22 protein-coding genes are annotated in these 26,309 nt (G+C 68.9%); 6 read left to right on the top strand and 16 right to left on the bottom strand.

The genetic code is table 11. The features are described 5' to 3' along the window. Positions 1-64: 64 nt before the first annotated feature. The 4 genes from purH to prmA form a co-directional block, all read right to left on the bottom strand. Positions 65-1,651, bottom strand: a complete 1,587-nt coding sequence (purH, locus tag IAE60_RS01325; RefSeq protein ID WP_187573573.1) for a bifunctional phosphoribosylaminoimidazolecarboxamide formyltransferase/IMP cyclohydrolase — start codon at positions 1,649-1,651, stop codon at positions 65-67. A gap of 64 nt (positions 1,652-1,715) precedes the next feature. Continuing rightward, positions 1,716-1,988 carry a DNA-binding transcriptional regulator Fis gene (fis, locus tag IAE60_RS01320; protein ID WP_187573572.1) on the bottom strand — a complete coding sequence of 91 codons (273 nt, stop codon included), beginning with the start codon at positions 1,986-1,988 and terminating at the stop codon, positions 1,716-1,718. A gap of 119 nt (positions 1,989-2,107) precedes the next feature. After that, positions 2,108-2,695: a DUF3426 domain-containing protein gene (locus IAE60_RS01315; RefSeq protein WP_244966625.1), complete on the bottom strand. Its 588-nt coding sequence runs from the start codon at positions 2,693-2,695 to the stop codon at positions 2,108-2,110. Between the two features lie 354 nt (positions 2,696-3,049). Continuing rightward, a complete protein-coding gene (gene prmA, locus IAE60_RS01310) occupies positions 3,050-3,964 on the bottom strand; it encodes a 50S ribosomal protein L11 methyltransferase (protein ID WP_187573570.1) in 915 nt (304 codons plus the stop codon). 137 nt (positions 3,965-4,101) lie between these two features. On the opposite strand from prmA, the gene IAE60_RS01305 reads away from it, so the two are divergent. Then, complete coding sequence (locus IAE60_RS01305) at positions 4,102-5,037, top strand: hypothetical protein (protein WP_244966624.1); 936 nt, start codon at positions 4,102-4,104, stop codon at positions 5,035-5,037. Continuing rightward, a complete protein-coding gene (locus IAE60_RS01300) occupies positions 5,034-5,390 on the top strand; it encodes a hypothetical protein (RefSeq protein WP_185894323.1) in 357 nt (118 codons plus the stop codon). The genes IAE60_RS01305 and IAE60_RS01300 overlap by 4 nt, the downstream gene beginning before the upstream one ends. Before the next feature lie 89 nt (positions 5,391-5,479). Here IAE60_RS01300 and IAE60_RS01295 read toward each other — a convergent pair whose 3' ends face one another. The 7 genes from IAE60_RS01295 to cutA all read right to left on the bottom strand — a co-directional run bounded on the left by IAE60_RS01295 (position 5,480) and on the right by cutA (position 12,565). Continuing rightward, a complete protein-coding gene (locus IAE60_RS01295; RefSeq protein ID WP_187573569.1) occupies positions 5,480-6,709 on the bottom strand; it encodes a hypothetical protein in 1,230 nt (409 codons plus the stop codon). 117 nt (positions 6,710-6,826) lie between these two features. Beyond that, complete coding sequence (accC, locus tag IAE60_RS01290) at positions 6,827-8,194, bottom strand: acetyl-CoA carboxylase biotin carboxylase subunit (RefSeq protein ID WP_185894321.1); 1,368 nt, start codon at positions 8,192-8,194, stop codon at positions 6,827-6,829. A 10-nt stretch (positions 8,195-8,204) separates the two neighbouring features. Further along, complete coding sequence (gene accB / locus IAE60_RS01285) at positions 8,205-8,678, bottom strand: acetyl-CoA carboxylase biotin carboxyl carrier protein (protein ID WP_187573568.1); 474 nt, start codon at positions 8,676-8,678, stop codon at positions 8,205-8,207. A 53-nt stretch (positions 8,679-8,731) separates the two neighbouring features. Then, a complete protein-coding gene (gene aroQ / locus IAE60_RS01280; protein WP_187573567.1) occupies positions 8,732-9,172 on the bottom strand; it encodes a type II 3-dehydroquinate dehydratase in 441 nt (146 codons plus the stop codon). 171 nt (positions 9,173-9,343) lie between these two features. Further along, entirely contained in the window at positions 9,344-9,937 is a 594-nt protein-coding gene (locus IAE60_RS01275; protein WP_187573566.1) for a TlpA family protein disulfide reductase, read from the bottom strand. Continuing rightward, the gene (locus tag IAE60_RS01270) at positions 9,934-12,228 is read right to left on the bottom strand and encodes a protein-disulfide reductase DsbD family protein (RefSeq protein ID WP_187573565.1); all 2,295 of its coding nucleotides are present in this window, start codon (positions 12,226-12,228) and stop codon (positions 9,934-9,936) included. The genes IAE60_RS01275 and IAE60_RS01270 overlap by 4 nt, the downstream gene beginning before the upstream one ends. 4 nt (positions 12,229-12,232) lie before the next feature. After that, positions 12,233-12,565 (bottom strand): divalent-cation tolerance protein CutA, encoded by a 333-nt coding sequence (gene cutA, locus IAE60_RS01265; RefSeq protein WP_187573564.1) that lies wholly within the window; start codon positions 12,563-12,565, stop codon positions 12,233-12,235. Positions 12,566-12,771: 206 nt separating this feature from the next. Between cutA and IAE60_RS01260 the strand changes: the two genes are divergently transcribed. The 3 genes from IAE60_RS01260 to IAE60_RS01250 all read left to right on the top strand — a co-directional run bounded on the left by IAE60_RS01260 (position 12,772) and on the right by IAE60_RS01250 (position 17,983). Continuing rightward, positions 12,772-13,065, top strand: coding sequence for a co-chaperone GroES (locus IAE60_RS01260; protein ID WP_162111162.1), 294 nt, complete (start codon positions 12,772-12,774; stop codon positions 13,063-13,065). Between the two features lie 145 nt (positions 13,066-13,210). After that, positions 13,211-14,851 (top strand): chaperonin GroEL, encoded by a 1,641-nt coding sequence (gene groL, locus IAE60_RS01255; RefSeq protein WP_162111161.1) that lies wholly within the window; start codon positions 13,211-13,213, stop codon positions 14,849-14,851. A 219-nt stretch (positions 14,852-15,070) separates the two neighbouring features. After that, positions 15,071-17,983 (top strand): TonB-dependent receptor, encoded by a 2,913-nt coding sequence (locus IAE60_RS01250; protein WP_187573563.1) that lies wholly within the window; start codon positions 15,071-15,073, stop codon positions 17,981-17,983. A 199-nt stretch (positions 17,984-18,182) separates the two neighbouring features. On the opposite strand, the gene IAE60_RS01245 is transcribed toward IAE60_RS01250, so the two are convergent. The 5 genes from IAE60_RS01245 to IAE60_RS01225 form a co-directional block, all read right to left on the bottom strand. After that, positions 18,183-19,085: a helix-turn-helix transcriptional regulator gene (locus IAE60_RS01245; RefSeq protein ID WP_187573562.1), complete on the bottom strand. Its 903-nt coding sequence runs from the start codon at positions 19,083-19,085 to the stop codon at positions 18,183-18,185. Next, complete coding sequence (locus IAE60_RS01240; protein ID WP_187573561.1) at positions 19,072-20,058, bottom strand: alpha/beta fold hydrolase; 987 nt, start codon at positions 20,056-20,058, stop codon at positions 19,072-19,074. Before IAE60_RS01240 ends, IAE60_RS01245 begins: the two co-directional genes overlap by 14 nt. 82 nt (positions 20,059-20,140) lie before the next feature. Further along, positions 20,141-22,804, bottom strand: a complete 2,664-nt coding sequence (locus IAE60_RS01235; protein ID WP_187573560.1) for a tetratricopeptide repeat protein — start codon at positions 22,802-22,804, stop codon at positions 20,141-20,143. A 40-nt stretch (positions 22,805-22,844) separates the two neighbouring features. Continuing rightward, positions 22,845-23,369, bottom strand: a complete 525-nt coding sequence (locus IAE60_RS01230) for an ECF-type sigma factor (protein WP_187573559.1) — start codon at positions 23,367-23,369, stop codon at positions 22,845-22,847. Positions 23,370-23,487: 118 nt separating this feature from the next. Beyond that, a complete protein-coding gene (locus IAE60_RS01225; protein ID WP_187573558.1) occupies positions 23,488-24,801 on the bottom strand; it encodes an aminotransferase class V-fold PLP-dependent enzyme in 1,314 nt (437 codons plus the stop codon). Between the two features lie 359 nt (positions 24,802-25,160). On the opposite strand from IAE60_RS01225, the gene IAE60_RS01220 reads away from it, so the two are divergent. After that, the gene (locus IAE60_RS01220; protein WP_187574622.1) at positions 25,161-26,240 is read left to right on the top strand and encodes a 3-deoxy-7-phosphoheptulonate synthase; all 1,080 of its coding nucleotides are present in this window, start codon (positions 25,161-25,163) and stop codon (positions 26,238-26,240) included. The last annotated feature ends 69 nt before the right edge of the window (positions 26,241-26,309 follow it).

The raw sequence follows: 26,309 nt of genomic DNA, 5'->3' as shown, positions 1-26,309 counted from the left end.
CGGTGACGCGACGGATCGCATCATGGTCGTCGCGGGTCCCGGCGCGGATCCACATGGCGGTCGGTCAGTGGCGGAAGTGGCGCACGCCGGTGAACACCATGGCGATGCCGTGTTCGTCGGCCGCGGCGATCACTTCGCCGTCGCGCATGGAACCGCCGGGCTGGATGACGGCCTTGATGCCCGCCGCGGCGGCGGCATCGATGCCGTCGCGGAACGGGAAGAACGCGTCGCTGGCCATCACCGAACCCTCCACCACCAGGTTCGCGTCGGCGGCCTTGATGCCGGCGATGCGTGCCGAGTACACGCGGCTCATCTGGCCTGCGCCGACGCCGATGGTGCGGTGGTCCTTCGCGTAGACGATGGCGTTGGACTTCACGAACTTGGCCACCTTCCATGCGAACAGCAGGTCGTCGAACTGCGCCTGCGTCGGCGCGAGCTTGGTCACCACCTTCAGCTCGTCGCGCGTCACCACGCGGTCGTCGGCGGTCTGCATCAGCATGCCCGAGCCCACGCGCTTGGTGTCGATGAAACCACGCGAGGCCGGGGCAAGCGGGATGCGCAGCACGCGCACGTTGGCCTTCTTGGCCGCGTAATCGAGCGCGCCCGGTTCGTAGTCCGGCGCGATCAGCACCTCGACGAACTGGCGGTCCAGGAGGACCTTCGCCGTGGCCGCGTCCAGCGTGCGGTTGAAGGCGATGATGCCGCCGAAGGCGCTGGTAGGGTCGGTGGCGTAGGCCAGTTCGTAGGCGTCGCCGCAGGCCACGCCGACGGCCACGCCGCAGGGATTGGCGTGCTTGACGATCACGCAGGCCGGCGCATCGAACTGGCGCACGCATTCCCAGGCCGCATCGCTGTCGGCGATGTTGTTGTAGCTCAGCTCCTTGCCCTGCAGCTGGGTGAAGGTGGCCAGCGATCCGGGCGCGGGATACAGGTCGCGGTAGAACGCGGCCTGCTGGTGCGGGTTTTCGCCGTAGCGCAGGTCCATCACCTTGACGAAGTTGCCGTTGGCCTGAGCGGCGAACGCGGCGCGCGCCGGTACGTCGCCCGAGGGGTCGGTGACGGAGGACAGGTAGGTGCTGATCGCCGCGTCGTACTGGGCCACGCGGTTGAACGCGGCCACCGACAGCGCGAAGCGCGTGGCCGCCGTCAGGGCGCCGCCGTTCGCGTCGAGCTGGGCCACCAGGTCCGCGTATTGCGAGGGATCGGTCGCCACCGCCACGCGCGCGAAGTTCTTCGCTGCCGAGCGCAGCATCGCCGGTCCGCCGATGTCGATGTTCTCCACCGCGTCGGCCAGGGTGCAGCCGGCCTTGGCGGTGACCGCTTCGAACGGATAGAGGTTCAGCACCAGCAGGTCGATCGCGCCGATGCCATGCTCGGCCATGACCGCATCGTCCACGCCGGCGCGGCCCAGCAGGCCCCCGTGCACCTTCGGGTGCAGCGTCTTGACGCGGCCGTCCATCATTTCCGGGAATCCCGTGACCTCGGCGACATCGCGCACGGCCAGGCCGGCGTCACGCAATGTCTTGGCGGTACCGCCCGTGGACAGCAGTTCCACGCCATGGCGCGCCAGCGCGTGGGCCAGGTCGAGCAGGCCGGTCTTGTCGGAAACGGACAGCAGCGCCCGTCGCACGGGCAGGAGATCGAGGGTCATGAGCGGGGCGGTGCGGAGCGGGGCGCGGATTATAACGCGCCGCAGCAACCGGTCCCGGGGAGCCTCAGGCCAGCCCGTAGTCCTTGAGCTTCTTGCGCAGCGTGGCGCGGTGGATGCCCAGCATGGCCGCGGCGCGGCTCTGGTTGCCGTCGCAGTGGTTCAGCACTTCCACGAACAGTGGGATCTCCATCTCGCGCAACACGATCTCGTAGACGTCATCGGCTTCGCAGCCGTCGAGATCGCGCAGGTAGCGGCGCACCGACTGGGCGACATGCTCGCGCAGCGGCGGACGCGCAGTGGCGCGTGGCGAGTCCTGGCGGGTGGAGGCAGCGTTCAATCGGATCCCCTGGCGCAACAGCAGCAGATGTCCGCCATGTGCTTGTGGGTATGCGGCGGGGGGAGGAGTCTAGCGCCTGATCGCGGTGCGCGCATCCGCTTTTTGATGAACCGGGGGCGTTAACGGAAGTCGAAGGAGAACGCGACGACGTTCGCGCTGGGTTCGCGGATGCGCACCGCCATCTGCGCGCTCTGCCCCGGGCCGATCGGGACCGGTCGCTCGTCCTGCGGCAGATAGTCGTCCGGTTGCAGCGCGCGCGCGCCCAGCGTGCGGCCGTCGGCATCCTTGAGCGTCAGCAGGATCACCGGCCAGGCCTGCGCCCAGCGCGCATCGTTGCGGAAGGTCGCCTGCGCCTGCAGCGTGCCGGGCTGGCCCAGGATCGGACGCACGTCGCGACTGAGCATGGTGAAGGCGGTCGGTTCGCGCCAGGTGGGCACGTCGCAGCGGAACGCGCCGCACAGCGCCATCACCAGGGGACGCCAGGTCGCCTGTGTCGCCAGTCGTGCACGATCGGCCAGCACGATCTGCACGCACAGCAGCAGGGTCAGCGCGACGACCGCCGCCCATTGCCGGCGTGCCTTTCGCGTCTGCACCGACGTGGTGCGCGCAGCGTGCAGGAAGCGGGGGGCGGTGGTCCTGCGCGCAGGACCGGGCGCCGGCTCGGGCGTGATGTCCGTCGTCGCGGCGTGGCGTGCACCGGCATGCACGCTGTCCTCGCCTGGCGCAGTGTCGTCGACCTCAGGTGCGGTTTCAGGGACATCCCGTGGCGCGACATCCGCATGCGCTGGTGGCGGGTCCGCCGGGCCGGATGCGTCATCCTGTCGCGTCGGTGGGGAGGTTGTCGCCGGGTGGAGGAAGATCGCCAGACTGGGCGACCCGCCACCCGCGGGGGCGTAGGCAGTCAGGGGGGCGCCACAGTGCGGGCACGGCGCGGGCGATGCATCGTGCTGGGGTTCCGGATCGACAGGGCGTTGGCACTGCGGGCAGGAGATCGGCATGGGCTTATTCAACCACGCGCGCACAGGGGCGTGTTGTGACCGTGGGCGTGGCGCGCCCGCAGCTCAGCGGCGAATGCCGTCGATGCGCATCCAGTCGCCGTCGCGGGTCGCGGACAGGGCATCGAACCAGGGCGCATAGCGCGCCAGCAGCTCGTCTTCCTGTCCCTTCAGGATGCCGGACAGGGCGATGCGGCCGCCGGGCGCGACGCGTGCGGCAAGCCGTTCCGCCAATGCATCGAGGGCCGAGGCCAGGATGTTCGCCACCACCACCGGATAGGTCGTTACCGGTTCGTCGTCGGGCAGATACACGCTGAAGTCCGCGTCCACCGCGTTGCGCTGCGCGTTGTCCGCGCTGGCCAGCAGGGCCTGCGGGTCGTTGTCCACGCCCACTGCCTTCGCAGCGCCCAGCTTGAGTGCGGCCAGCGCCAGGATGCCGGACCCGCAGCCGAAATCCAGCACGTGCCGGCCTTCCAGCAGGCCATCGGCGGCCAGTGCGTCCAGCCAGCGCAGGCACAGCGCGGTGGTCGGATGGGTGCCGGAACCGAATGCCAGTCCCGGGTCGAGCCGCACGATGGCCGCATCGTCGTCGGCATCGGACGGCACGTCGTGATTCCACGGCACGATGAAGGTGCGCGCCCCGAAGCGCATGGGCTGGAACTGGTCCAGCCAGGCGCGCTCCCAATCCTCGTCCTCGACCTTGCGGAAACCGACCTGCGTCCAGTCCAGTCCCGGGTCGAAGGCCTCCAGCGCGGCGAGCAGGGTCAAGGCATCGGCGTCGGCGTCGAACAGGGCGGTCAGTACCAGCGCTTTCCACAGCGGCGTCTCGCCCACGCCCGGCTCGAGGATGGCGCGCTCGTTGCCGGTGTCGGCATCGGCATCCAGCAGCGTGACCGACAGCGCGCCGATATCCTCCAGGGCGGTCTCGTAGCGCGGCTGCTCGACTTCGGTGCAGCGCAGGGAGAGTTCCAGATAGGGCATGCGGGGTACGAAGGGCGTGGACAGGCGGCGATTGTCTCATGCGCCTTCCGCACCCGGGGCGATGAAAGGCGGGATGGGGCGCGCAGGCGTGCGCGCGGCGCGTTGAAAGGCCTGGACGCTGCCCGGATAATGGCCGCGTGCCCCGGAAGCTGCTGATGCCGATGATGCTGGTGGGCCTGCTGGGCGCGCTGGCGTGGATTCCGCTGCGCCAGGCGGGCCTGTCGCCGTCGGTGTTCTCCACCGCGCCCGCTGCGGAGACCGCCGGTGGCGTTTCCGCCGATGCACCGCCCGCTTCCGAAGCGAGGCTACGCCCTGTCGCCCTGCGCGCGACGCCCGCGCTGTCCCCGCTGAGGCGCGCGTTCGAAGAAAGCGCCGACCTGTTCGCCTACTCCCGCGAGCTGATGGTGCTGGCCTCGGCCGGCGATGCCGATGCCATGTGGCTGCTCAGCCTGGTGCACGACTACTGTGCCGGCTATGCGGCAGACCCGGTCGGCTACGCGCAGGACACGCGCGTGATCGAGCGTCTCGGCCTGTCCGGTGGTGCGGCCATGCTGTCCGCGCGCCAGCGCGTGCAGCAGCGCTGCGCGCGTTTCGTGCCGCAGGACGGTTTCTCGTTGCCGATGATCGTCAACCAGCGTACGCAGGCGGCGCGCTCGGGCAGCTTGGCCGCCGAAGCCGCGCTGCTGGCAATGGAGCGTCCGCTGGAAGACGGCGACGACTACCGCCGCGACCTGGTGCAGCGCGTGCTCGATTCCGGCGATCCGTTCGCCTTCGTCGCCATCGCGCCCGCGATGGGCAGCGCGGGCGGTGCGCATCGCGACACGCTTGGCGAAGTCTCCGGCAGCGAGCTGAGCGAGATCGCGTGGCGCATCGCGTCGTGCAGGCTGGGCATGGACTGCAGCCCGGAGGGATCGATGATGACGAACTACTGCGTCAATGGCGGCATCTGCTCGCAAGACGAATCGCAGGATTTCAGCAGCTTCGCGCGGGACGCCGGCATTCCCCGCCAGGGCGAAGACAACGTGGAAGAGATGGTGGGGACCTTGCTGTCCCGCACGGGAGTCGAAGGATGAAATACAAGCGCACGCGACCGGGGAGCAATCTGCTGGTCTGGAGCCTGGTGGCGGTGGCCTACGCGGCGGCGGCGGCCACGCTCGTCATCGAGACGCGTGACCCCGAGTACCGCGATCTGTCGCGGATCGGGCACATGACGATCCACGCACCGGAAGACGCCCGCCGCCTGGGAGCCGCGCAGGTCGCCGCGCTGTACCGCGCGCGCAGCGGCACGCCGTTCTCCACGCTCTCCCCCGGCAGCACCATCAAGGTGGTATGGCCCGACGGTTCGGCCGAAACGGTGCGCATCACCGATCCGTCGTCGCCGCTGGGCGTGGAGCCGGTGCCGGGCACCCAGCAGGCGCCGCAGTAGCGCGACGCGCGTGGCGCGCAGGGTGGGCATGCGCAGGGGCCGGGAGGCGCACTCCCGGCCCTTGTCGTTTTCGACGGGATCGAGGGGTGTCAGCCGCCGATCAGGCCCTTCAGCAGGCTGCGCAACGGCTTCTTCTGTTCCTGTGGCTGCGCTTCGCTGCCGTCTTCCATCTCCTGCATCCGCGACAGGTCCATGCCCAGCATCGCGCTACCGGTGGATTTGGTGCGCACGCGCACGTTCCATTCGGGATTCCACGGTTGCTTGGGGTCCGACGGCCTGGGCGGCCAGGCGATGTGGCTCTCGGGACCGTAGGCGATGATGCTGAGCAGGCCGCCGCCGCCGCCGCGCCCCGCTTCGCCGGGGCCGGCGAAGATGCCCTTCGGTATCGCGCACTGGGTGGCGGTGCGGGGCAGCAGTACTTTTTCCTTCGTCCAGCGTTCGATCAGCGAGCCGGTCAGGTAGTCGAAGATGCCCTGTCCTGCATCGGGCACATCCGCGCTGCTCCACAGCACCACGTCCTTGCCCTGGGTGCCGACCGCATGGAGGAAATACGCCTGTGCGCGATCGACGGGCGTCCAGCGCCACGTCTGTCCGTCGGCGAGTGAGCCGGTGCTCTGCAGGTCGATCTTCGGCATGAAGTCGGCGACCTGCTTCAGCTCGAACGCCAGCGATTCGGGGATGCCCGGCCCGGTGATCCGGTGCGCGCCCTGCAGCGATGCGCCATCGGGCACGCGCTTGCCGGACTTCGGATTCGGCCACAGGGCGTAGGCGGGGTCGGCTTCGATGTCGCGATCCGGCGCATAGCGGCCCTGCATCGAGCCGCTGACCTCCACCTTGCCGCCACTGGCGCTGATGCTGATGATCTTCGGCTGTCCCGGGCGCACGGTGCTGCCGCACCCCCAGTAGACCAGCAGGCGGGCCTGGCCCTCGGGCGGTGCGTACTCGCCGCGGCGCTCGGGCGGTGCGGGCGTGCGCACCGGCGGCACCAACGGCAGCGATGCGCCCAGGCGCAACCCGGCGGGAATGCGCTGTTCGGCTTGCTTGCCGGGATTGGGGCGGTTGTACAACGCGATGTCGAGGTATTGCCCCGTCATCATCGGCATCCGCGTCTGCCCATAGTGCGCCTGCTGCGCTCCGCCACCCATCATGCGCGAGGCCATGCCGCCAAGCGGGCCGAGGTCGGGCATGCCGGCCATGTGATGGGTGGCCACGTCGATCCAGACCTGCGTGGGCGGGCCGGCGGAGGGGGCACTGGCGGCGGGGGCGGCCGCGATGACGGTGGCGAGGGCCAGGAACAGGGGGCGGGGCAGGGGACGCATCGTGCGTTCTCGTCGGGGGTCCGTTTCCTCCAACGCCGGAGCGGTGCCCCGCCGGACACGCGCCCCGCCCAGCTTTCGACACAGGCGGCCCCGCGGCGGACGCGGGGCCGTGGCGTATCAGACCAGCGAGATCGCCTTGTTCTTGCGTTCGGCCAGGCGCTTTTCCAGGTAGTGGATGTTCTGGCCGCCGGCCTGGAAGCCCTGGTCGCGCATGATGCGCTGCTGCAGCGGGATGTTGGTCTTGATGCCGTCGATGACCATTTCGCTGAGCGCCACGCGCATGCGCGCGATCGCCGTTTCGCGGTCGGGTCCGTGCACGATCAGCTTGGCGATCATCGAATCGTAGTTCGGCGGGACGCGGTAGCCTTCGTAGATGTGCGTGTCCACGCGCACGCCCGGACCGCCCGGCGGATGGAAATGCTGGATCAGGCCCGGGTGCGGCATGAAGGTATCCGGGTCTTCGGCGTTGATGCGGCACTCGATCGCGTGGCCGCGCAGCACGATGTCGGACTGCTTGATGCTCAGCTTGTGGCCGGCCGCGATGCGCAGCTGTTCGCAGACCAGATCGATGCCGGTGATGCGTTCGGTGACCGGATGCTCCACCTGGATGCGGGTGTTCATCTCGATGAAGTAGAAGCGTCCGTCCTCGAACAGGAACTCGAACGTGCCCGCGCCGCGGTAGCCGATGCGCAGGCAGGCCTCCACGCAGACCTTGCCGATCTCGTTGCGCAGCTCCTCGGTGATGCCGGGCGCCGGCGCTTCCTCCACCACCTTCTGGTGGCGGCGCTGCATCGAGCAGTCGCGTTCGCCCAGGTGGATGGCGTTGCCCTGGCCGTCGGCCAGCACCTGAATCTCCACGTGGCGCGGATTCTCCAGGAACTTCTCCATGTAGACCTCGCCGTTGCCGAAGGCCGCCTTGGCCTCGGACTTGGTGGTCTCGATGGCCGCCTTCAGCGCGCCCTCGACATGCACCACGCGCATGCCGCGACCGCCGCCGCCGCCCGCCGCCTTGATGATCACCGGGTAGCCGATCTCGCGCGCGATCTTGGTATTGGCGACGATGTCGTCGCCCAGCGGGCCGCCGCTGCCGGGCACGCACGGTACGCCGGCGGCCTGCATGGCGCGGATCGCTTCCACCTTGTCGCCCATCATGCGGATGGTGTCGGCCTTGGGGCCGATGAAGATGAAGCCGGACTGCTCCACGCGCTCGGCGAAGTCGGCGTTCTCCGACAGGAAGCCGTAGCCGGGATGGATGGCCTGGGCGTCGGTGACCTCGGCCGCGGCGATGATCGCCGGGATGTTGAGGTAGCTGTCCTTCGAGGCGGCGGGGCCGATGCAGACGGATTCGTCGGCCATGGCCACGTGCTTGAGATTGCGGTCGACGGTGGAGTGCACCGCGACCGTGCGGATGCCGAGGGTGTGGCAGGCGCGCAGGATGCGCAGCGCGATCTCACCCCGGTTGGCGATAACGACCTTGTCCAGCATGGTGCGGACCTCAGCCGATCACGAACAGCGGCTGATCGAACTCGATCGGCTGGCCGCTTTCAGCCAGGACCGACAGCACCGTGCCCGATACGTCGGCCTCGATGGGGTTGAACATCTTCATGGCTTCGATGATGGCCAGCGTCTCGCCGGCCTTCACCGCCTGGCCCACGCTGACGAACGCCGGCTTGTCCGGCGCCGGCGAGGCGTAGAACGTGCCGACCATTGGCGCGCGCACCACGTGGCCGTCGGGAAGGGCGTTGCCGGGCTTGGCGGTGCCGCCGGTGGAGGCTTCGGTGGGCGAGCTCATCGGCATCGGCGCGGCCGGGCGCGGCTCGGCGTAGGCGACCGGTGCCGCCGGCGCCGCATAGCCGCCCTTCGGCGTACGCGCCAGGCGCACGGACTCTTCGCCTTCCTTGATCTCGATTTCGGCCAGGTTCGACTCTTCCAGCAGGTCGATCAGTTTCTTGATTTTGCGGAGATCCATGGGAGCCTCGTGGTTGAACGATGTTCCGCGCGCGGAACAAGATAAATGAGGGGTCAGGCGGGCAGCCGTTGCAGGGCGGCGTCCAGTGCGTAGCGGTAGCTGTCGGCGCCGAAGCCGCAGACCACGCCGACCGCCTTGTCGCTGAAATAGCTGGTGTGGCGGAAGGGCTCGCGGCTGTGCGGGTTGGACAGGTGGATTTCGATGAAGGGCAGCGCCACGCCGGCCAGTGCGTCGCGGATGGCGACCGAGGTGTGGGTGAAGGCGGCCGGGTTGATCAGGATGAAGGCCGTGCCGTCGGTGCGGGCCGCCTGGATGCGGTCGACCAGGGCATGCTCGGCATTGGACTGGAAGCTGTCCAGCTGGTGGCCTACGGCCTGGGCCTGTGCCGCCAGGGACCGGTCGATGTCCGCCAGCGTCGCATGGCCATAGACCTCCGGCTCGCGGGTACCGAGCAGATTGAGGTTGGGGCCATGCAGGACCAGCAGCTTCGCCATTCGCGTCTCCAGCGGAAGGGCGGCAGTCTGCTTGAACCCGGTGATGCTGTCCAGTTCGCCGAAGTTTGCTTCGTTTTAAGCGACTGTTTGATTCTCGGGAATCTGCAGCCGTGGCGCGGACCGGTCGATCAGGGTGAGGGTGATCCGCACGGCGCGGGGTCGCGCGCTTGGCTACTCCACCCAGCCGCTGATCTCGCCGGGCTCGAAGGGGCCGATCTTCTGCCGCGCAATACGGCCATCGGCATCCACCAGCACGGTGTAGGGCAACACGCCCTTGGCATTGCCCAGCCAGACGCTCGCATCGGCGGGGCCGGGCGCATCCAGCAGGATCGGATAGCGCACCGGCACCCTGGCGATGAAATCACGTACGCCCTCCGGCGTATCCAGCGCAAGACCGATCACCTGCACGCCCTCGCGGCCCTGGGTCGCCGCGAAACGGTCCAGCTCGGGCATCTCCTCGATGCACGGTCCGCACCAGCTCGCCCACACGTTGATCAGCAGCCGCCTGCCCGCGTAGCGCGCGTGCAGGTCGACGATGGCGCCGTCCAGTCCCGGAAGCGCGATGGCCGGCATGGGGTCGCCGATGCCGGCGGGCGTGACGCCGGGCGGGGGCGCGGGCGCGGTGGCGTTCGTGGCCGCATGCAGGGCGCGCTCGCCCACCTGCGTGCGCCAGAACGGATTGCCGTTGAACCACAGGCTGGCCAGCAGGCCCAGGCCGCCGGCGGCCACCGCCACCAGCAGCACGCGCGAGGTCGTCGCCTTCATCGCGCGGCGCGCTCGAAGGCCCGGCGCATGCCGTCCTGCGTGAGGACGGTCGGCAGTACTTCCCCGGCGCCACCGCCCCGCGGGTACAGCACGTACAGCGGCACGCCGACCGCGCCGTGCGCCTCGAGGAAGGCGGTGATGGCCGGGTCCACGTTGGTCCAGTCGCCGGTCATCATCACCGCGTCATGGGTCGCCAGCAGTTCGCGGAAGGCCGGCGTATCGAGTACGGCCTTCTCGTTGGCCTTGCAGGTGACGCACCAGTCGGCGGTCATGTCGACGAACACGATGCGGCCCTCCGCGCGCAGGGCGGCCAGGCGTTCGGCCGAGTAGGCCGCGTGTCCTTCGGTCGTCGATGCCGCCGCTGTCTCCGTCGGCAGTCGATGCAGCATCGCCAGCGGTACCAGCGCGGAGACAGCGAGTGCCAGCGCCAGCACGCGCTGCCACGGCGCAACGCCAAAGCGCGCGCGCTGGAACCACCAAAGCCCCAGTGCCAGCAGCACCAGGCCCACCAGCGCCAACCCCACGGCGTCGATGCCGCGCTGCTTGCCCAGCACCCACAGCAGCCAGACCGCCGTCAGGTACATGGGGAAGGCCAGCACCTGCTTCAGCGTGCCCATCCACGCACCGGGACGCGGCAGGCGGCTCGCCAGCGCCGGCACGAAACCGATCAGCAGGAACGGCAGGGCGAGCCCCAGGCCGAGCACCGCGAACACCAGCAGCGCCAGCGGCGTGGGCGCGGTGAACGCATACGCCAGCGCCACACCCATGAAGGGCGCCGTGCACGGGCTGGCCACGACCACCGCCAGCACGCCGGTGAAGAAGTCGCCGACAGGGCCGCGACGCGACGCCAGCCCGTGACCGGTTCCCGCCAGCCTATGCCCGATCGCGAACACGCCCGACAGGCTCAAGCCCACCGCGAACATCACGTACGCGAGCAGTCCGACCACCCACGGCTGCTGCAGCTGGAAACCCCAGCCCAGCGCCTGGCCCGCCGCCCGCAGTGCGATGGCCAGCGCGCCCACGGCGACGAAACTGACCAGCACGCCGGCCGTGTACCAGAGCGCGCGCCGACGGGCATCGCCGCCCTCGCGCCCGCTTTCGGCCAGCGACAGCGCCTTCAGCGACAGGATCGGCAACACGCACGGCATCAGGTTGAGGATCAGGCCACCGGTCAGCGCGAGCGCCAGCGCGACGAGCAGCGAGGAAGTGCCGCGCGGGTTGCGGGCCAGCACTTCTTCGGGCGGGCGCGTGCGTTCGACATCGGTCGCGATGGAGGCTGCCGACGTGGTCGTATCCGGCGTGGCGACGGCGGCATCGACCGGACTCGTCGCGGTCGGCGGCGGCGCCACGGTGGCGGGTGCGGGCGTGTCAGGCGTACTGGCGGGCGTGACCGTCCCGGACGGGATCGCCAGCTTCACCCGCCGCGTCATCGGCGGATAGCAGATGCCATCGGTCTGGCAGCCCTGGAACGTCACCCGCAGCGTCGCGGTCACCGCGTCGGCGCGGTCGCGCTTCAGCGGCACCGGCACTTCGGCCTGGTCGAAGTAGACGGTGACGTCGCCGAAATGTTCATCGCGATGCGCGTTGCCCTTCGGCCAGCGCGGCGCCTGCAGCGATACGCCCTGCGCACCTTCCAGCGCCATCGAGGTACGGTCGCGATACACGTAGTAACCGCGCGCCGGGGTGAAGCGCAGCAGCAGTTCGTTGCCGTTGAAGGCGATCGTCTCGAAGGCGAACGCCTGCTCCTCCGGCAACGGCAATGCGTCCATGCCGGCCTGCGGCGTCTGGCCCAGCAGATTGCCGGCAAGCGCGCCACCGCGCAGCGGGACGAAGGCGTCGCCTGCCGTGGGCGGCAGCGCCACCTTCAGCGTGCGTGTCTGCGGCGGGTAGCAGATGCCGGCATCCGCGCACCCTTGGTACTTGATCTTCAGGCTGACGCTGTCGGTGCCCGATGCGGGTCGGCCGGGCAGGGTGGCGACCAGTTCGCCGCGATAGGTTTCCACATCGCCGAAGAACTCGTCGCGGTACGCCTTGCCCTTGGGCAGTTGCAGCGGCTGCGCGGCGAAGCCCGCGTCGGCCTCCACGCCGGTGCGGTGACGGTACAGGTAGTAGCCGTCGGTGATCTTCCAGCGGATCTCGATCCGGTCGCGGGCCGGTGCGGTGGCGGTCAGCACGAACGCCTCGTCCACCGGCAGCAGGTCGTCCTGGGTGATCGCGGCCGAGGCCGCGGGTGCCAGCAGCGAGGCCAGGAACAGCAGCAGGAGGGCGGGCAGGGTGCGGATCGGCGTCATCGGGTCACTCGGGTGAGGCGTCGGTGCGGGTTTCCGCGGTCACCCAGTCCAGGTAGGCGGGCAGGCCGGCGGCGGTTTCGACCGCCAGGATCTCCGGCAGTTCATACGGATGCAGTTCGGCCAGCCGGGCCATCAGGGCGTCGCGCCGGTCGGCCGGGGTCTTGGCCAGCAGTTGGACCTCGGCCGCCTGTTCCACCCGGCCCTGCCAGCGGTACGTCGACACCCCGCCGGGCAACAGGCTGACGCAGGCCGCCAGTCGTTCCTCCACCAGGATCCGCGCCAGCCGCTGGGCGGTGTCGGCGTCCGGGCAGGTGGACAGGATCAGGAAGACGGGCATGGGCCGGCGATTATCGCAGACCCGCCGGAGCCGGCCCCGGGCAAAAAATTTTCCTGGAGGGCCTTGAAAGCCGCCGGGCCCCGCCCAACATCGGACGGCATCCGGCGTTGCCGGGTTTTTGCGTCCGCGTCGTTGGCAGTCTCCGGTGGAGACTGCTAACATCGCCGCCCCTTTCCTAGTCCAATCAATCACTTAAGAGGATTGACATGAGCAACATCAAGCCGCTGTACGACCGCCTGGTGGTCAAGCCGATCGAAGCCGAAGAAACCTCGCTCGGCGGCATCATCATCCCCGACGCCGCCAAGGAAAAGCCCACCAAGGGTGAAGTCATCGCCGTCGGCGAGGGCAAGTTCATCGACGCCACCGGTGGCGTGCGCGCCCCGAAGGTGAAGGTGGGCGACAAGGTGATCTACGGTCAGTACTCCGGTTCGGCCTACAAGCAGGACGGCGTCGAGTACAAGATCATCAAGGAAGACGACGTCCTGGCGATCCTGGCCTAAGAGCCGGCATGGGGCGACGGGACCGGCAGCAGCGATGGCTGCATGCCCGATCCACCCGTCCCCGCCATCGCTTTCCGAATTCCCAAATCTCTAATCCCGAATCCCGGCCGCCGGCCTGGGATTCACGCCTACCGGAGTTATTCAAATGGCTGCAAAAGATATCCGTTTCGGTGAAGACGCCCGTACGCGCATGGTGCGCGGCGTGAACATCCTCGCCAATGCCGTCAAGGCCACCCTCGGCCCGAAGGGCCGCAACGTCGTGCTCGAGAAGAGCTTCGGCGCCCCGACCATCACCAAGGACGGCGTGTCCGTCGCCAAGGAAATCGAACTGGCCGACAAGTTCGAGAACATGGGCGCGCAGATGGTGAAGGAAGTCGCGTCCAAGACCTCCGACAACGCCGGTGACGGCACCACCACCGCCACCGTGCTGGCCCAGGCGTTCATCCGCGAAGGCTCCAAGGCCGTCGCCGCCGGCATGAACCCGATGGACCTCAAGCGCGGCATCGACCAGGCCGTGAAGGCCGCCGTCGAAGAGCTGAAGAAGCTCTCCAAGCCGACCGCCGACGACAAGGCGATCGCCCAGGTCGGCACCATCTCGGCCAACTCCGACAGCAACATCGGCGACATCATCGCCGAGGCCATGAAGAAGGTCGGCAAGGAAGGCGTGATCACCGTCGAGGAAGGCTCGGGCCTGGAGAACGAGCTGGACGTCGTCGAGGGCATGCAGTTCGACCGCGGCTACCTGTCGCCGTACTTCATCAACAACCAGCAGTCGCAGCAGGTCGAATTCGACGACCCCTTCATCCTGATCCACGACAAGAAGGTCTCCAACGTCCGCGAACTGCTGCCGGTGCTGGAAGGCGTCGCCAAGGCCGGCAAGCCGCTGCTGATCGTGGCCGAGGAAGTGGAAGGCGAAGCCCTGGCCACCCTGGTGGTCAACACCATCCGCGGCATCGTCAAGGTCGCCGCCGTCAAGGCGCCGGGCTTCGGTGACCGCCGCAAGGCCATCCTGGAAGACATCGCCACGCTGACCAACGGCACGGTGATCTCCGAGGAAGTCGGCCTGCAGCTGGAGAAGGCCACCATCAACGACCTGGGTCGTGCGAAGAAGGTCGTGGTCTCGAAGGAGAACACCACCATCATCGACGGCGCCGGCGATGCCGAGCGCATCCAGTCGCGCATCAAGCAGATCAAGGCGCAGATCGAGGAGACCTCCTCCGACTACGACCGCGAGAAGCTGCAGGAACGCGTGGCCAAGCTGGCCGGCGGCGTGGCCGTGATCAAGGTCGGTGCCTCGACCGAAATCGAAATGAAGGAAAAGAAGGCCCGCGTCGAAGACGCCCTGCACGCCACGCGTGCGGCCGTCGAGGAAGGCGTGGTCCCGGGCGGCGGCGTCGCGCTGATCCGTGCGCTGCAGAGCATCGGCACCCTGAAGGGCGCTAACGAAGACCAGAACCACGGCATCCAGATCGCCCTGCGCGCGATGGAAGCCCCGCTGCGCGAGATCGTCACCAACGCCGGCGAAGAGCCGTCGGTGATCGTCAACCGCGTCAAGGAAGGTTCGGGCAACTTCGGCTACAACGCCGCCAACGGCGAGTTCGGCGACATGATCGAGTTCGGCATCCTGGACCCGACCAAGGTCACGCGCTCCGCGCTGCAGAACGCCGCCTCGATCGCGGGCCTGATGATCACCACCGAAGCGATGGTGGCCGAGGCCCCGAAGAAGGACGAGCCGGCGATGCCGGCCGGCGGTGGCATGGGCGGCATGGGCGGCATGGACTTCTAAGTCCGCTTCCCGCGTCACCGTTCCACGAAGAGCCCCGCAGCGATGCGGGGCTTTTTGTTTTTCGCGATATGCGCATCGCGAAACCGCAACAAGCGCTCCCATAAAGGCGCGCGCGGGACACCTCTCCGCCGGACCCGCTCCGTAGCGTACGAACTTCGGTGCTTAACGCAGTTTTCACCGAGCACGTCCGCAGGACATCCATCGGGAGAGAGAAGTCAGATGAAACGACATGCATTGCGCGACGCGATCCGCGTCGCTCTGGTCGCGTGCGCGGCCACCGCGACGGCGGCCCACGCGCAGACGCCATCAGCGCCGGAAGGCGCGCCACCCACCACGTTGGACCGCATCGAAGTCACCGGATCGCGCATCCGCCAGGTCGACGTGGAGACTGCGGCGCCGGTCCTGGTGATCTCGCGCGAGGACATCCAGAAGCAGGGCTTCAATTCGGTCGCCGATATCCTGCAGAACATCACCAGCGCCGGCAGCCCGGCGGTCAGCCGCACGGCGCCCCTGGCCGCGGGTGAGGCGGTGGGCGGCGCGTACATCGACCTGCGCAACCTCGGCCCCAACCGCACGCTGGTGCTGGTCAACGGCAAGCGGTTGGGCATTACCACCAGCGGCCTGCAGGACATTTCGCAGATACCGGCGGCAATGATCGAACGCATCGAGGTACTGAAGGACGGCGCGTCGACGCTGTACGGCTCGGATGCGATCGCCGGCGTCATCAACCTGATCACCCGGCGCAACCTCGATGGCATGCAGGCGAGCGTCTACGGCGGCCAGTACTCGCAGGGCGATGGCCAGCGCACCGTGGTCGACCTGGTCGCAGGCTTCGGCACGGATCGCGGCTCGGTGACGGTGGGTGCGGAGTACACCGAAGAGGACCCCGTGTGGGCAATCGACCGCTGGTTCTCGGCGAACCGCTTCCCGATGGGCGAGGGCAGGACGCCGCGGCCGGGCGGTGAGAGCGCGACCACCCAATACGGCCGGCTGATCGTTCCCGGGCGCGGCAACTTCACCCTGCGGCGCGAGACGCCCGGTCTCGATCCGCGTCACCTGGACAGCTTCCGCGCGCTGGATGCGACGGATTTCTCGTTGCCGGTCCAGCAGTCCACGCTGCTGGCGGGCATCGAACGCAAGTCGGTGTTCGTCAACATCGATTACGCGCTGAGCGACCGTCTCCGCTTCGCCGGCGACATGCTGTACACCGATCGTGCGTCGTTCTCGCGCAATGCGGGCTATCCGTATTCGTCGCAGGCGTTCGACACACCGATGTCGATCGACAGCTACTACAACCCGGTCGGCAACCAGAGCGGTGATGCGGATCCCACCGAGGTGCACTTCACCCGGCGCGGTTGGGAGGTGCCGCGCGAGAACCGGCTGTCGCTGAGTACCTACCGCTTTAGTGGCGCGCTGTCGGGCTACTTCGAACTGGGCGGCCGCAGCTGGGACTGGGATGTCGGCTATCTGTACAACCAGAACAAGGGCGTGCAGGTCGGCACCGGCAACCTCAATCTCGCGGCGGTGCGCATGGCGGTGGGTCCCTCGTTCCTCAACAGCCAGGGTGTGGTCCAGTGCGGCACGCCGGACAATCCCATTCCGCTGGGCACCAGCCAGGGCGAGTGCACGCCGTGGAATCCGCTGTTGCCGCTCGGCTATGGCGGCCCGGGTGATGGCTCGGCGATGGATCCGGCGGTGCGGCAGTTCATCTTTCCGGTGGGCCAGGCGGTCTCGATGACGAAGACGCAGGACTACTTCGCCAACCTCACCGGCACGCTGGCGACACTGCCGGCCGGCGACCTGGCGATCGCGGTGGGCGTGGAGCATCGCAAGGAGTACGGCGAGTTCTCGCCCGACGCGCTCGCCCAATCCGGCGGCTCGACCGATCTCGCCGCAGGGCCCACGTCGGGCGGCTACAGCCTGGACGAGGTGTATGCCGAAGTGCAGGTGCCGTTGCTCGCCGATGTGCCTTTCGCCGAGGAACTGACGCTGAGCGCGGCGACGCGGTACTCGAACTACGACACCTTCGGCGACACCACCAACAGCAAGCTTGGCCTGAAGTGGAAGCCGGTGGATTCGGTGCTGGTGCGCAGCACCTGGGCCGAAGGTTTCCGTGCGCCTGACGTCAGCAACCTGTATGGCGGCGCCTCGCAGACGTTCTCGTTCTACACCGATCCCTGCGACACCGAGTTCGGTGCGGCGCGGGGCAATGCGCGTTGCCTGCAGGACGTGCCCGTCGATTTCCGGCAGCCCGCCAACGACGCCGACGGCGTCGCCAACGGCCCCGGCACGCAGACGCCGATTCCGTTCGTCGCGGGCGCCAATCCCGACCTGACGCCGGAGACGTCCGAATCGGTGACGTTGGGCGTGGTGTTCAGCCCCTCGTTCGCACCGGGCCTCAACCTGTCGCTCGACTGGTGGACGATCCGCATCGAGAACACCATCGTCGCCGACACCGAAACGCAGGTGCTGGACGACTGCTACCTGCGCGGGATCGAAGCGCGCTGCCATGCGTCGACCGGCTCGCGGTTCGTGCGCGACGCCGACGGCCAGATCACCTCGTTCATCACGACGCCGATCAACGTCGGCCATGTCGAGACCGAGGGCTTCGACTTCGACGTCAACTACCGCCGGGCCACGGACTGGGGCACCTTCAGCGCCAGCTGGCTGAGTACGTACATCAGCAAGCTAGAACTCAAGACCGACGACCTGGAGGACAATCCGCCGCAGCAGTTGAATGGCCTGTCGGTGGGCACCGGCGCCAACTTCCGCGTGCGTTCCAACCTCAACCTGGGGTGGGAGCGCGGGAGCTGGGGCATCTCCTGGGGCATGCGGTACTACTCGGGCTTGAAGGAGCGCTGCAACTTCGACGACCTCTGCAGCCTGCCCGATTACAGCGCGCCGTGGACGGGTGGACAGCGCCTGCGATTGAATGAGCGCCCCTCGACGACGTTCCATGACGTGCAGGTGCGCTACCAGGCGCCGTGGAACGCCAGCATCTCGCTCGGCGCGAACAACGTGTTCGAACGCTACGGGCCGCCTATGTTCTCGCAACCCAACTCCGGCTACTCGTACTACGGCGGCTACGACATCGGCCGGTTCCTCTACCTGAAGTACCAGCAGAAGTTCTGATCCTCGGGTGGGAAGAACGAGGCCGCGTCCGCAAGGGCGCGGCCTTTTTGTCGCGCACAAAAAGACGCACCGGGGAGAGAGTGCCCCGATGCGCAGTGGGATGGGTGTTGTGCCGTCAGTGTCGTGTGCCACGGTCGGCGGGAGATGCCCTCGATCGCGGCGACGCCATCGTCGCGCTTTGGCGAGGGACGCCGACGGCTCAGCGGTGCGAGGCGCGGAAGCGGGTCGCGGTGATGCCGGTGGCCCGCTTGAACGAGCGGGAGAATGCGTGCCGGCTTTCGTAGCCCACCCTGGCGGCGATCTCGCAGATCGCCAGCTTGCCGTCCTGGATCAGCGCACAGGCGCGCAGCAGGCGGGTGTGGGTGAGCAGGTCGTGCGGCGTCATCCCGAAAACTTCGCGGAACGAGCGCAGGAAGTGCGAGGGCGAGTAGCGCGCGGCATCCGCCAGCGCGCGCAGGTCGTGCGTATCGAAGGGTGCGTTGAGGATGCGGTTGCGGGCCGTCAGCAAGCGGGCGACGACGGCGCGCCGATGGCGCTCGCTGCGTCCGTAGGCGCGTTCCACCCAGTCCACCGCATGCGTCTGTGCCTCGCGTGCGGCCAGCACCAAGCCCGCCAGCTCCCGGCCTGCCTCGCCGTCGCACGGGTGCGGCGCGAGGCGCAGCAGGGCCGAGACGCGATGCAGCATGCCGCGGTCCATCGGCAGCGCCGCGGGCAACAACAGTGGCGACGCTAGGCCACGCCGATCCGTGGGCGCGGTCAGCGCCTGCACCCAGCGCGAAGGCGCGTGCACGAGGATCCAGTCGGCACCGGGGCCGGCGAGGATCCGGCGCGGTACGTTGCCGGCAAGCGCGAGGAAGCGGCGCCCTCCGAGGTGGAACACGCCGTCGTCGGCCTCGACGTCGACGGTGCCGCGCAGCGCGATGACCAGCGTGCAGCCGCCGCGCGCCGCGGGCGCGTGCATGCCGCGCCCGCCACGCAGGCAGAGGCCGCTGGCATCGTCGCCGTCGTGGCCCGGGTTGCGTCGTGCGTGGCGGAAGCGGACGACGCATGCGGGCGCGGCGCCGTCCCGGTGGCGTGCCGACACCGGCTCAGGTGACGCCATACGGCAGGTTGGGCGAAGACACGACCTTGTCGCCGATCGCTTCGCCCTTGAGGAAGCGCAGGCAGTCGCGTAGCACCGTCGGATCGTTCAGGACGCCGTGGTGGCCGAGGTCCAGCGTGGTCAGCAGGCGTGCGGCGGTCAGGTGGCGGGCGAAGCGCTCGCCTTCGTCCCATGGCACTTCGTCGTCCAGCAGGTCGTGGACGACCAGCACCGGGATGCCGATGGCCGGCGCGATGCGGTGTGCCTGCAGCCCGTCCAGCCCCTGGCCGATGCGCGACTCGAGCAGCGCCAGCATGCGTGCGCCCACGCGCGGTCCCATCCCGGCGCGATCGACGAAACGATGCAGCGCGGCGCGCGGATCGGCCTGTGCGGAGACCAGGATCGCCTGCTTGGCCCGCAGGCCTTGGTGCAGCGCGAGCACGACCGACATGGCGCCGAGCGAGTGCCCGATCACCGCCGCCGCTTCGCCGCAGCGACGGCCGACTTCGAGCATGTCGCCCGCGGTCTCCAGTAGCGTCGATGTCTGCGTGGCCACCGTGCGGCCCTCGCGGGCGAAGGCGACCACGGCGAATCCCTGCGCGGTCAGCGCGCGTACCCAGGCTGCCATCGCATCGCGACCGGTCGCGTCCAGCGGCGGCAACAACACGTAGGGCTGCCGGCGCGGATCGCCCCAGGACACCATCTGTACGCGTCGGCCGCGCAGCGACAGCGTTTCCCGATGTTCGGGGCAGCCCTCGATGCCGCGAGGGCAACCGGCGAACGCGGACGCTTCATCGAGTTTCAGCAGGCCCTGGCGGGCCGCGTGGTGTGGAGCGAATACGCCGGCCAGGCGCTGCGCCACGCGTGCCCACAGGCGAGGCGGCGCGGCGGGCAGCGGGGTTTCGGGAACGTCGCCTTGGGCGGCGGAGACAGGGGGCGTGGAAGCGTCGGTCAGCGAATCGGGGGCGGGCGTAGCGTGGCGGGAGAGCAACATGGAAGTCCGGTCTCTGCGTGTGGGTCCATAGAGACAAGCGCTTTCCGGTGATGCTCACTGACACGCGCCAATCCGCGGTGGTTCAGGGGGCGTTGGCCATCGTGACGGTTGCGGGCGCTACCAATGCGCGGCGCGCGGGATGCGTCTTGGGGACCTCCAGGCGGTCAGCGAACGCAAGACCTTCGCTGCGTGTGCGCGCGGCGGCCGCAGGGTCGCCGGTGCGTTCGTACAGGTGCGCCAGCGTGGCGTACCACGCGATCAGGTCGTGCGGGAATGAGCGCGGGCGTGCGCTGATATGTAGCGCCTGCCGGATCATCGCGATGGCGCGTGCATCCTCGCCCTGCCGCGCATGCGCCAGCGCGCGTACGTACAGCGCAGTCGCCGACAGATACGGTTCCTTCAGGGCATCGGCCCGCCGCTGCAGATCGATGGCGTCCTCGCGCAGGTCGCGATGCAAGCCGGCCACCAGCTGCAGGCGCATGGCACGCAACTCGGCATCGAGCCGCTGTTCATGGGTGGGCGGCAGCACCTTGTCCAGTTGCGCGCGCGCCGCATCGGCCAGCGTGCGCGCGCCCGCCAGGTCGCCGCGCAGCTCCTGGATGCGGGACAGCTTCGCCAGCGAGAAGCCGATGCCGGGCGCGCGCTCGCGGCCGATCGCATGCTCGATGTCGATCGCTTCGCGGAGCAGCGGCTCCGCTTCGTCGAGACGGCCGAGCGCCAGGTAGACGCCGCCTAGGTTGTGTACGCGCGGGGCCACGTCCGCGTTCGGCCCGCGATAGATGCGGCGGGCGATGGCGACCGCCTCCTGCAGCGGCGCTTCGGCCTCGGACATCCGGCCCGCAGCCATCAGGGCGATGCCGTAGTTGCTGAGCCGCCGGGAGGTCTCGGGGTGCTCGTCGCCGTACGCGGCGCGCGTCAACGTCAGGGCATGCCGTTGCCAACGCACCGCCTGGCCGGGCTGGTGCGCGCGCGTGTAGGCGGTACCGAGCGCGCCGTAGCTGCGGATCAGGCGCGGATCGCGGGGGGCCAGCCGTGCCTGCTGGATCCGGATGGCGGTCAGGTGGTCGGCGATGGCGGCCTGATGCTCGTCGACTTCGCTGTGGACGATCGCGCGGCGATGGTAGGTCAGCGCCGCGGCAAGTCCCTGCGGATCGACGCCACGCTGGACCGTGAGTGCTTCGTTCAACAGCGCGAGTGCCGCCGGGTAGTCCTTCTCGCTGGAGGCGAGCTGTCCCTGCTGGCTGAGCGCCATCCCCAGCGCGGCATGGTCGCGCGCGGGCAGGGTACGCGCGGTAGCGACAGCGCTCGCCAGCAGCGGACGCGCGTCGTCGTAGCGGGACATCTCATCGTAGATGCGCGCGATGACCACCAGCATCTCCACCTGCAGGGCCGGCGTCGCGACCAGGTCGGTGCGTGCGCGCTCGGCACCACGCTGGAGCAGCGTGGCGGTATCCGGCAGCGTGCTGCGCGGCCCCTTCGGCACTTCGTTCTCGAACAGCTGCACCAACAGATCGCGCACGGCATTCGCACGCTGCGCTTCGTGGCGCGCACGCCAGGCCTGGTCCTGCGCCTCGGCGGCGGCCAGGCGTGCCGTATGCGCCTGCCACAACGCCGCCGACAGGCTGGCGAGCACGGCGACCATCAGCACGGCGGCCACCGCCACGCCGCCGCGATGACGACGGACAAACAGGCGCATGCGATGCAACGGCGAAGGCGTACGCGCGCGCACGGGTTCGTGGCGCAGTTGGTGTTCGAGATCGTCGGCCAGGTCACCGGCCGATACGTAACGTTGCGCGGGATCGGTCGCGATGGCTTTCGCGAGGATCGCTGCCAGGTCGCCCTTCAGCGTGGACGATGCAGGCGTGGCATCGCCGGGGCGTTCGCCGCTGAGCAACTCCTGCATCAACACGCCCAGCGCGTACACGTCCGTGGCTGTGGTCACGGCGGTGCCGGTGTACTGCTCGGGCGCCGCATAGCCGGGGGTAAGCCCGATGGCCGCCGCACCTTCGTTATCGCCCGCGGCGTCGAGCAGGCGGGCGACGCCGAAGTCCAGCAGACGGGGCGCGCCTTCGGCCGTGACCAGGATGTTGGACGGCTTGAGGTCGCAGTGGACCACCAGCTGCCGATGCGCCGCCTCCACTGCGCGGCAGACTTCGCACAGCAGCCGCAGGCGCGCGGTGACGTCCAGGGCGCGCACGTCCGCATGGCGCGTGATCGGCAGCCCATCCACGTGGTCCATGACGAGGTAGGGCACGCCGGCGTCGGTGACGCCGCCGTCGATCAGGCGCGCGATCGCCGGGTGCGCGAGCGCGGCCAGCGTCTGCCGTTCGCGCCGGAACAGCTGCTGCTGCAGTTCCGAATACGGGCCGCGCCGCAACAGTTTCACCGCCACGCGTTGATGGAAGTCGACGTCTTCGCGTTCGCCGAGGAACACGCTCGCCATGCCGCCCTGGCCGAGGGGCGCTATCAGCCGGAACGCGCCGATGCGCTCGCCGATCCATGCCTGCGTCGGGTGGGCGTCTTCGCCCTTCATCGCATGGATCACGGCCGCCACCGGGGTGTCCAGCAGCAGCGGTTCGGTGCGTGCGTGCGCGGCGAGCAGCGCCTCCAGGTGGTGGCGATCGGTCGGGTCGGAGCAGTGCCGGTCCATCCAGTCGCGCCGTGCCTCGGGGGGCAGGTCCACGACCGCATCGAACGACTGGCGCAGGGAAGGCATGGTGGGTACTTGCGGGAATGGGTCTGCCATCAAGCGCTTTTTGGGGCCGGACCCTGACATGGAGCCGCGTTCATGCGGCCAGCTGGGCCCCGAGGAAGGCGCGCGCGTACTGCCAGTCGCGGTGGACGGTGCGCACGCTCAGCTCGCAGAGCTCGGCGATACGCTCGAGCGGCAGCCCGGCGAAGTAGTGCAGTTCCACCACTTCGGCGGCGCGTGCATCGTCCAGCGCCAGGCGCCGCAGCGCCTGATCGAGTTCGAGCGCATGCTGCGGGTCGATCGTCACCTGGCCGGCAAGCGTGTCGCGATAGTCCGTGCGCCGCAGGTCGCCGCCATGCTTGATGCGCGCCCGCTCGCGCGCACGGTCGACCAGCATGTGCCGCATGGCGCGAGCCGCGTAGGCGTAGAACTGCCGCGTGTGGGTGAACTGCGGTTGCTGGTGGCTCATCTGCAGATACAGCTCATGCACCAGCGCGGTGGTGTCGAGGGTGGCGCCATCTCGCGGAAGGCGCTGCTTGTGCGCCAGCCGGCGCAATTCCTGGTAGACCTCGCCGAACATGTCGTCCAGCGGGCGGGGAGAAGCGTCGTTCGGGGGCATGACGATCCGGTGGGGCGAAGGAAACGGCAGGTCGCCTTGCAACGACCGGCATGGGGAACCAACGCGCAATCCTCGCGTCATGGGCCACCGTCTGGCGGATGCGGTGGTGTCGGCGTGTTCAGCTGGCAAGTGCACGCACCGCGCGCAGGGCCTCGTCGACTTCGGCGGGCGTGTTCACCAGGCTGGGCGCCAGCCGGGCGTAGCTGACGGCGTACGGACTGGTGCTGGCGACGATGCGTCGCGCGAGCAACTGTTTCACGATGTCGTTGGGTCCCACGCCATCGATCTCGAAGGCCACCAGTCCCGCCGACAACGCCGCCGCGCGGGGCGTGTGCATCTTCACCTTCGGCAGGCCGGCCAGGCCTTGCTTGAGCTGGTCGTTCATCGCGGTGATGCGGGCGGCGACGCGCGGACGCTGCATCTGCTTGTGCATGCGGAAGGCGGCCCCAATCGCCCATTGGTGTTCGAAGGCGTGGAAACCGCCGGGCATCATCCGCGCCGCGTTCGCGGGGCCGGCCGGCGGTCGGTCTTCGGTCCAGGCGTTGTAGCTCTCGATCTCGGTGAAGTTGGGCACCAGCGGCCGCAGGCGGCCCCAGTTCGCCGCGTTCGCCCACACCAGGCCGGTGCCGCGCGGCGCGAACATCCACTTGTGCGTGCCGGCGCAGAAATAGTCCGCGCCCATCGTGGCGACGGTGTCATCGGCGGCGCCGAGCCCGTGCACGCCGTCGACGACCAGCAGCGGCGGGTCGTGAAGGCCGCGCAGCATCGCGGCGATCTCGCGGATCGGCAGGCGGATGCCGGTGCTGGAGTGCACCCAGGTGATGCCGACCACCCGCGTGGCCGGCTGTATCGCCGCTTTCAGGTTGCCGACGATCTCGTCGACGCTGGCATCCGCGGACGAGGCGAACAGCGCGATCTTGCGCATCGTGGCGCCGGCGCGTGCAGTGGCCAGCCGGATCGATTCGTGGTGCGAGTAATGGTCGTGGACAGTGGTCAGCACTTCATCGCCGGCCTTCAGCGGCAGCCCGTAATAGACCAGCGCGAGGCCTTCGGTGGTGCTGCGGGTCAGGCAGACTTCGTTGGCGCGTCCACCCAGGTAGTCCGCTGCCTCGGTGCAGACCTGCAACGGCAGGTTGTGCGCGTCGTCCTCGAACATCGCCCGTTCGACCACCAGGAACGGGTTCGCATCCATCGCGCGTCGATAGCCCTCGAGCGCTTCGCGCACCGGCGTCGGGTGGCTGGCGATGAAGAACGAGGCGAAGTGCAGGTAGGCCGGATCAAGTGCGAACTGCGCGCGTACCGCCTCCCAGTCGGACAGGTCGGGCAGGGTGGGGGTTTGCGCGGCCACGGCAGCGAGCAGCGGGCCGGGCAGCAGGGCCGTGGTGGCGAGGGCGGCGGGCGCCGCGAGCAGGTGTCGGCGGGACAGGGCCATGGTGCACCGGAGCCGGTGACATCGCGGAATGCGACAACCTCGCCAACGGGAGGGTGCATCGCCCACGGCCACCGTCTGGCGGTTGCTTGCGCTGCTGCGCGCAAGCGACGTTTCATGGACGTGCATGCTGGATCCTGGATCGGCTGCTGCACGTTGCAGATGAAACATTCGCGCGCCTGGGAAAGGCGTGATATCACTACGCCCCAATGAATCCGACCCGCGCCCGCTTCTGGTTTTGGTATTACCGCGATCCCACGGCGGTGGCGGGGCTGCGTTCATTCTAGGTAGACACCAGAAGAATCCCCTTGAAGCCGCCAGCGAAACTGGCGGCTTTTTTATTGACTCCGGAGAACCCCCCGATGGCCCCCCACACCGACGACCTGCGCATCAGGAAGCTTGATGAACTGGTCACGCCTGCCGCGATCATTGGCGAACTGCCGTGTGACGATGCGATTTCGCAGACGGTGTCCGAAGCGCGCGCCGCGCTGCACGACATCCTGGAGGGGCGCGACGACCGCCTGGTGGTGGTGATCGGTCCGTGCTCGATCCACGATCCCGCATCCGCGATGGAGTACGCGCAGCGACTGAAGCCGTTGCGCGATGCGCTGGCCGATGAACTGGAGATCGTCATGCGCGTCTATTTCGAGAAGCCGCGCACGACGGTGGGATGGAAGGGCCTGATCAACGATCCCGCGCTGGACGGCAGTTTCGACATCAACCGCGGCCTGCGCACGGCACGCCGCCTGCTGCGCGACATCAATGCTGTGGGGCTGCCCGCGGGGTGCGAATACCTGGACACGATCTCGCCGCAGTACATCAGCGACCTGGTGGCGTGGGGTGCGATCGGCGCGCGCACCACCGAGAGCCAGGTGCACCGCGAGATGGCCAGCGGCCTGTCGTGCCCGGTGGGCTTCAAGAACGGCACCGACGGCAACGTGAAAATCGCCGTGGACGCGGTGGGTGCGGCCTCGCATCCGCATCATTTCCTGGCGGTGACGAAGGAGGGCCGCTCGGCGATCGCCGCCACGGCAGGCAACCCGGACTGCCACGTGATCCTGCGCGGCGGCAAGACGCCCAACTACGATGCGGCCAGCATCGAGGCGGCGAGCCAGGTGCTCGCGAAGGCCGGCCTGCCCGCGCGACTGATGGTCGATGCCAGCCATGCCAACAGCGGCAAGGATCCCGACAACCAGCCCGCGGTGATCGACGACATCGCGGCACAACTCGAGGCGGGGGAGCGTCGCATCGTCGGCGTGATGGTGGAAAGCCACCTGGTGGGCGGACGCCAGGATCTGGTCGACGGCCAGCCCCTTCGTTACGGTCAAAGCATCACCGATGGCTGCCTGGGATGGGAAGCGAGCGGTCAGGTGCTCGAGCGTTTGGCCGCGGCCGTGCGCATGCGGCGTGCGCGAGGAGCCGGGATGGAACAGGCGGCTTGAAGAACGAAGACTCACCGCGTTTTGCCCCACCGCGGCAATGCCAGCACCCCGGGCGCGATCGATGCTTGT

The organism is Pseudoxanthomonas mexicana (assembly GCF_014397415.1).
GTDB classification, from domain to species: domain Bacteria; phylum Pseudomonadota; class Gammaproteobacteria; order Xanthomonadales; family Xanthomonadaceae; genus Pseudoxanthomonas_A; species Pseudoxanthomonas_A mexicana.
This window is presented reverse-complemented; position numbering and strand designations above follow the sequence as displayed.

Coding starts and splice junctions, on each gene's coding strand:
- purH (WP_187573573.1), bottom strand. CDS start 1,651: ATGACCCTCGATCTCCTGCCCGTGCGACGGGCGCTGCTGTCCGTTTCC.
- prmA (WP_187573570.1), bottom strand. CDS start 3,964: ATGCCCTATCTGGAACTCTCCCTGCGCTGCACCGAAGTCGAGCAGCCG.
- IAE60_RS01300 (WP_185894323.1), top strand. CDS start 5,034: ATGAAATACAAGCGCACGCGACCGGGGAGCAATCTGCTGGTCTGGAGC.
- IAE60_RS01295 (WP_187573569.1), bottom strand. CDS start 6,709: ATGCGTCCCCTGCCCCGCCCCCTGTTCCTGGCCCTCGCCACCGTCATC.
- accC (WP_185894321.1), bottom strand. CDS start 8,194: ATGCTGGACAAGGTCGTTATCGCCAACCGGGGTGAGATCGCGCTGCGC.
- accB (WP_187573568.1), bottom strand. CDS start 8,678: ATGGATCTCCGCAAAATCAAGAAACTGATCGACCTGCTGGAAGAGTCG.
- aroQ (WP_187573567.1), bottom strand. CDS start 9,172: ATGGCGAAGCTGCTGGTCCTGCATGGCCCCAACCTCAATCTGCTCGGT.
- IAE60_RS01275 (WP_187573566.1), bottom strand. CDS start 9,937: ATGAAGGCGACGACCTCGCGCGTGCTGCTGGTGGCGGTGGCCGCCGGC.
- IAE60_RS01270 (WP_187573565.1), bottom strand. CDS start 12,228: ATGACGCCGATCCGCACCCTGCCCGCCCTCCTGCTGCTGTTCCTGGCC.
- cutA (WP_187573564.1), bottom strand. CDS start 12,565: ATGCCCGTCTTCCTGATCCTGTCCACCTGCCCGGACGCCGACACCGCC.
- IAE60_RS01260 (WP_162111162.1), top strand. CDS start 12,772: ATGAGCAACATCAAGCCGCTGTACGACCGCCTGGTGGTCAAGCCGATC.
- groL (WP_162111161.1), top strand. CDS start 13,211: ATGGCTGCAAAAGATATCCGTTTCGGTGAAGACGCCCGTACGCGCATG.
- IAE60_RS01250 (WP_187573563.1), top strand. CDS start 15,071: ATGAAACGACATGCATTGCGCGACGCGATCCGCGTCGCTCTGGTCGCG.
- IAE60_RS01245 (WP_187573562.1), bottom strand. CDS start 19,085: ATGGCGTCACCTGAGCCGGTGTCGGCACGCCACCGGGACGGCGCCGCG.
- IAE60_RS01240 (WP_187573561.1), bottom strand. CDS start 20,058: ATGTTGCTCTCCCGCCACGCTACGCCCGCCCCCGATTCGCTGACCGAC.
- IAE60_RS01235 (WP_187573560.1), bottom strand. CDS start 22,804: ATGGCAGACCCATTCCCGCAAGTACCCACCATGCCTTCCCTGCGCCAG.
- IAE60_RS01230 (WP_187573559.1), bottom strand. CDS start 23,369: ATGCCCCCGAACGACGCTTCTCCCCGCCCGCTGGACGACATGTTCGGC.
- IAE60_RS01225 (WP_187573558.1), bottom strand. CDS start 24,801: ATGGCCCTGTCCCGCCGACACCTGCTCGCGGCGCCCGCCGCCCTCGCC.
- IAE60_RS01220 (WP_187574622.1), top strand. CDS start 25,161: ATGGCCCCCCACACCGACGACCTGCGCATCAGGAAGCTTGATGAACTG.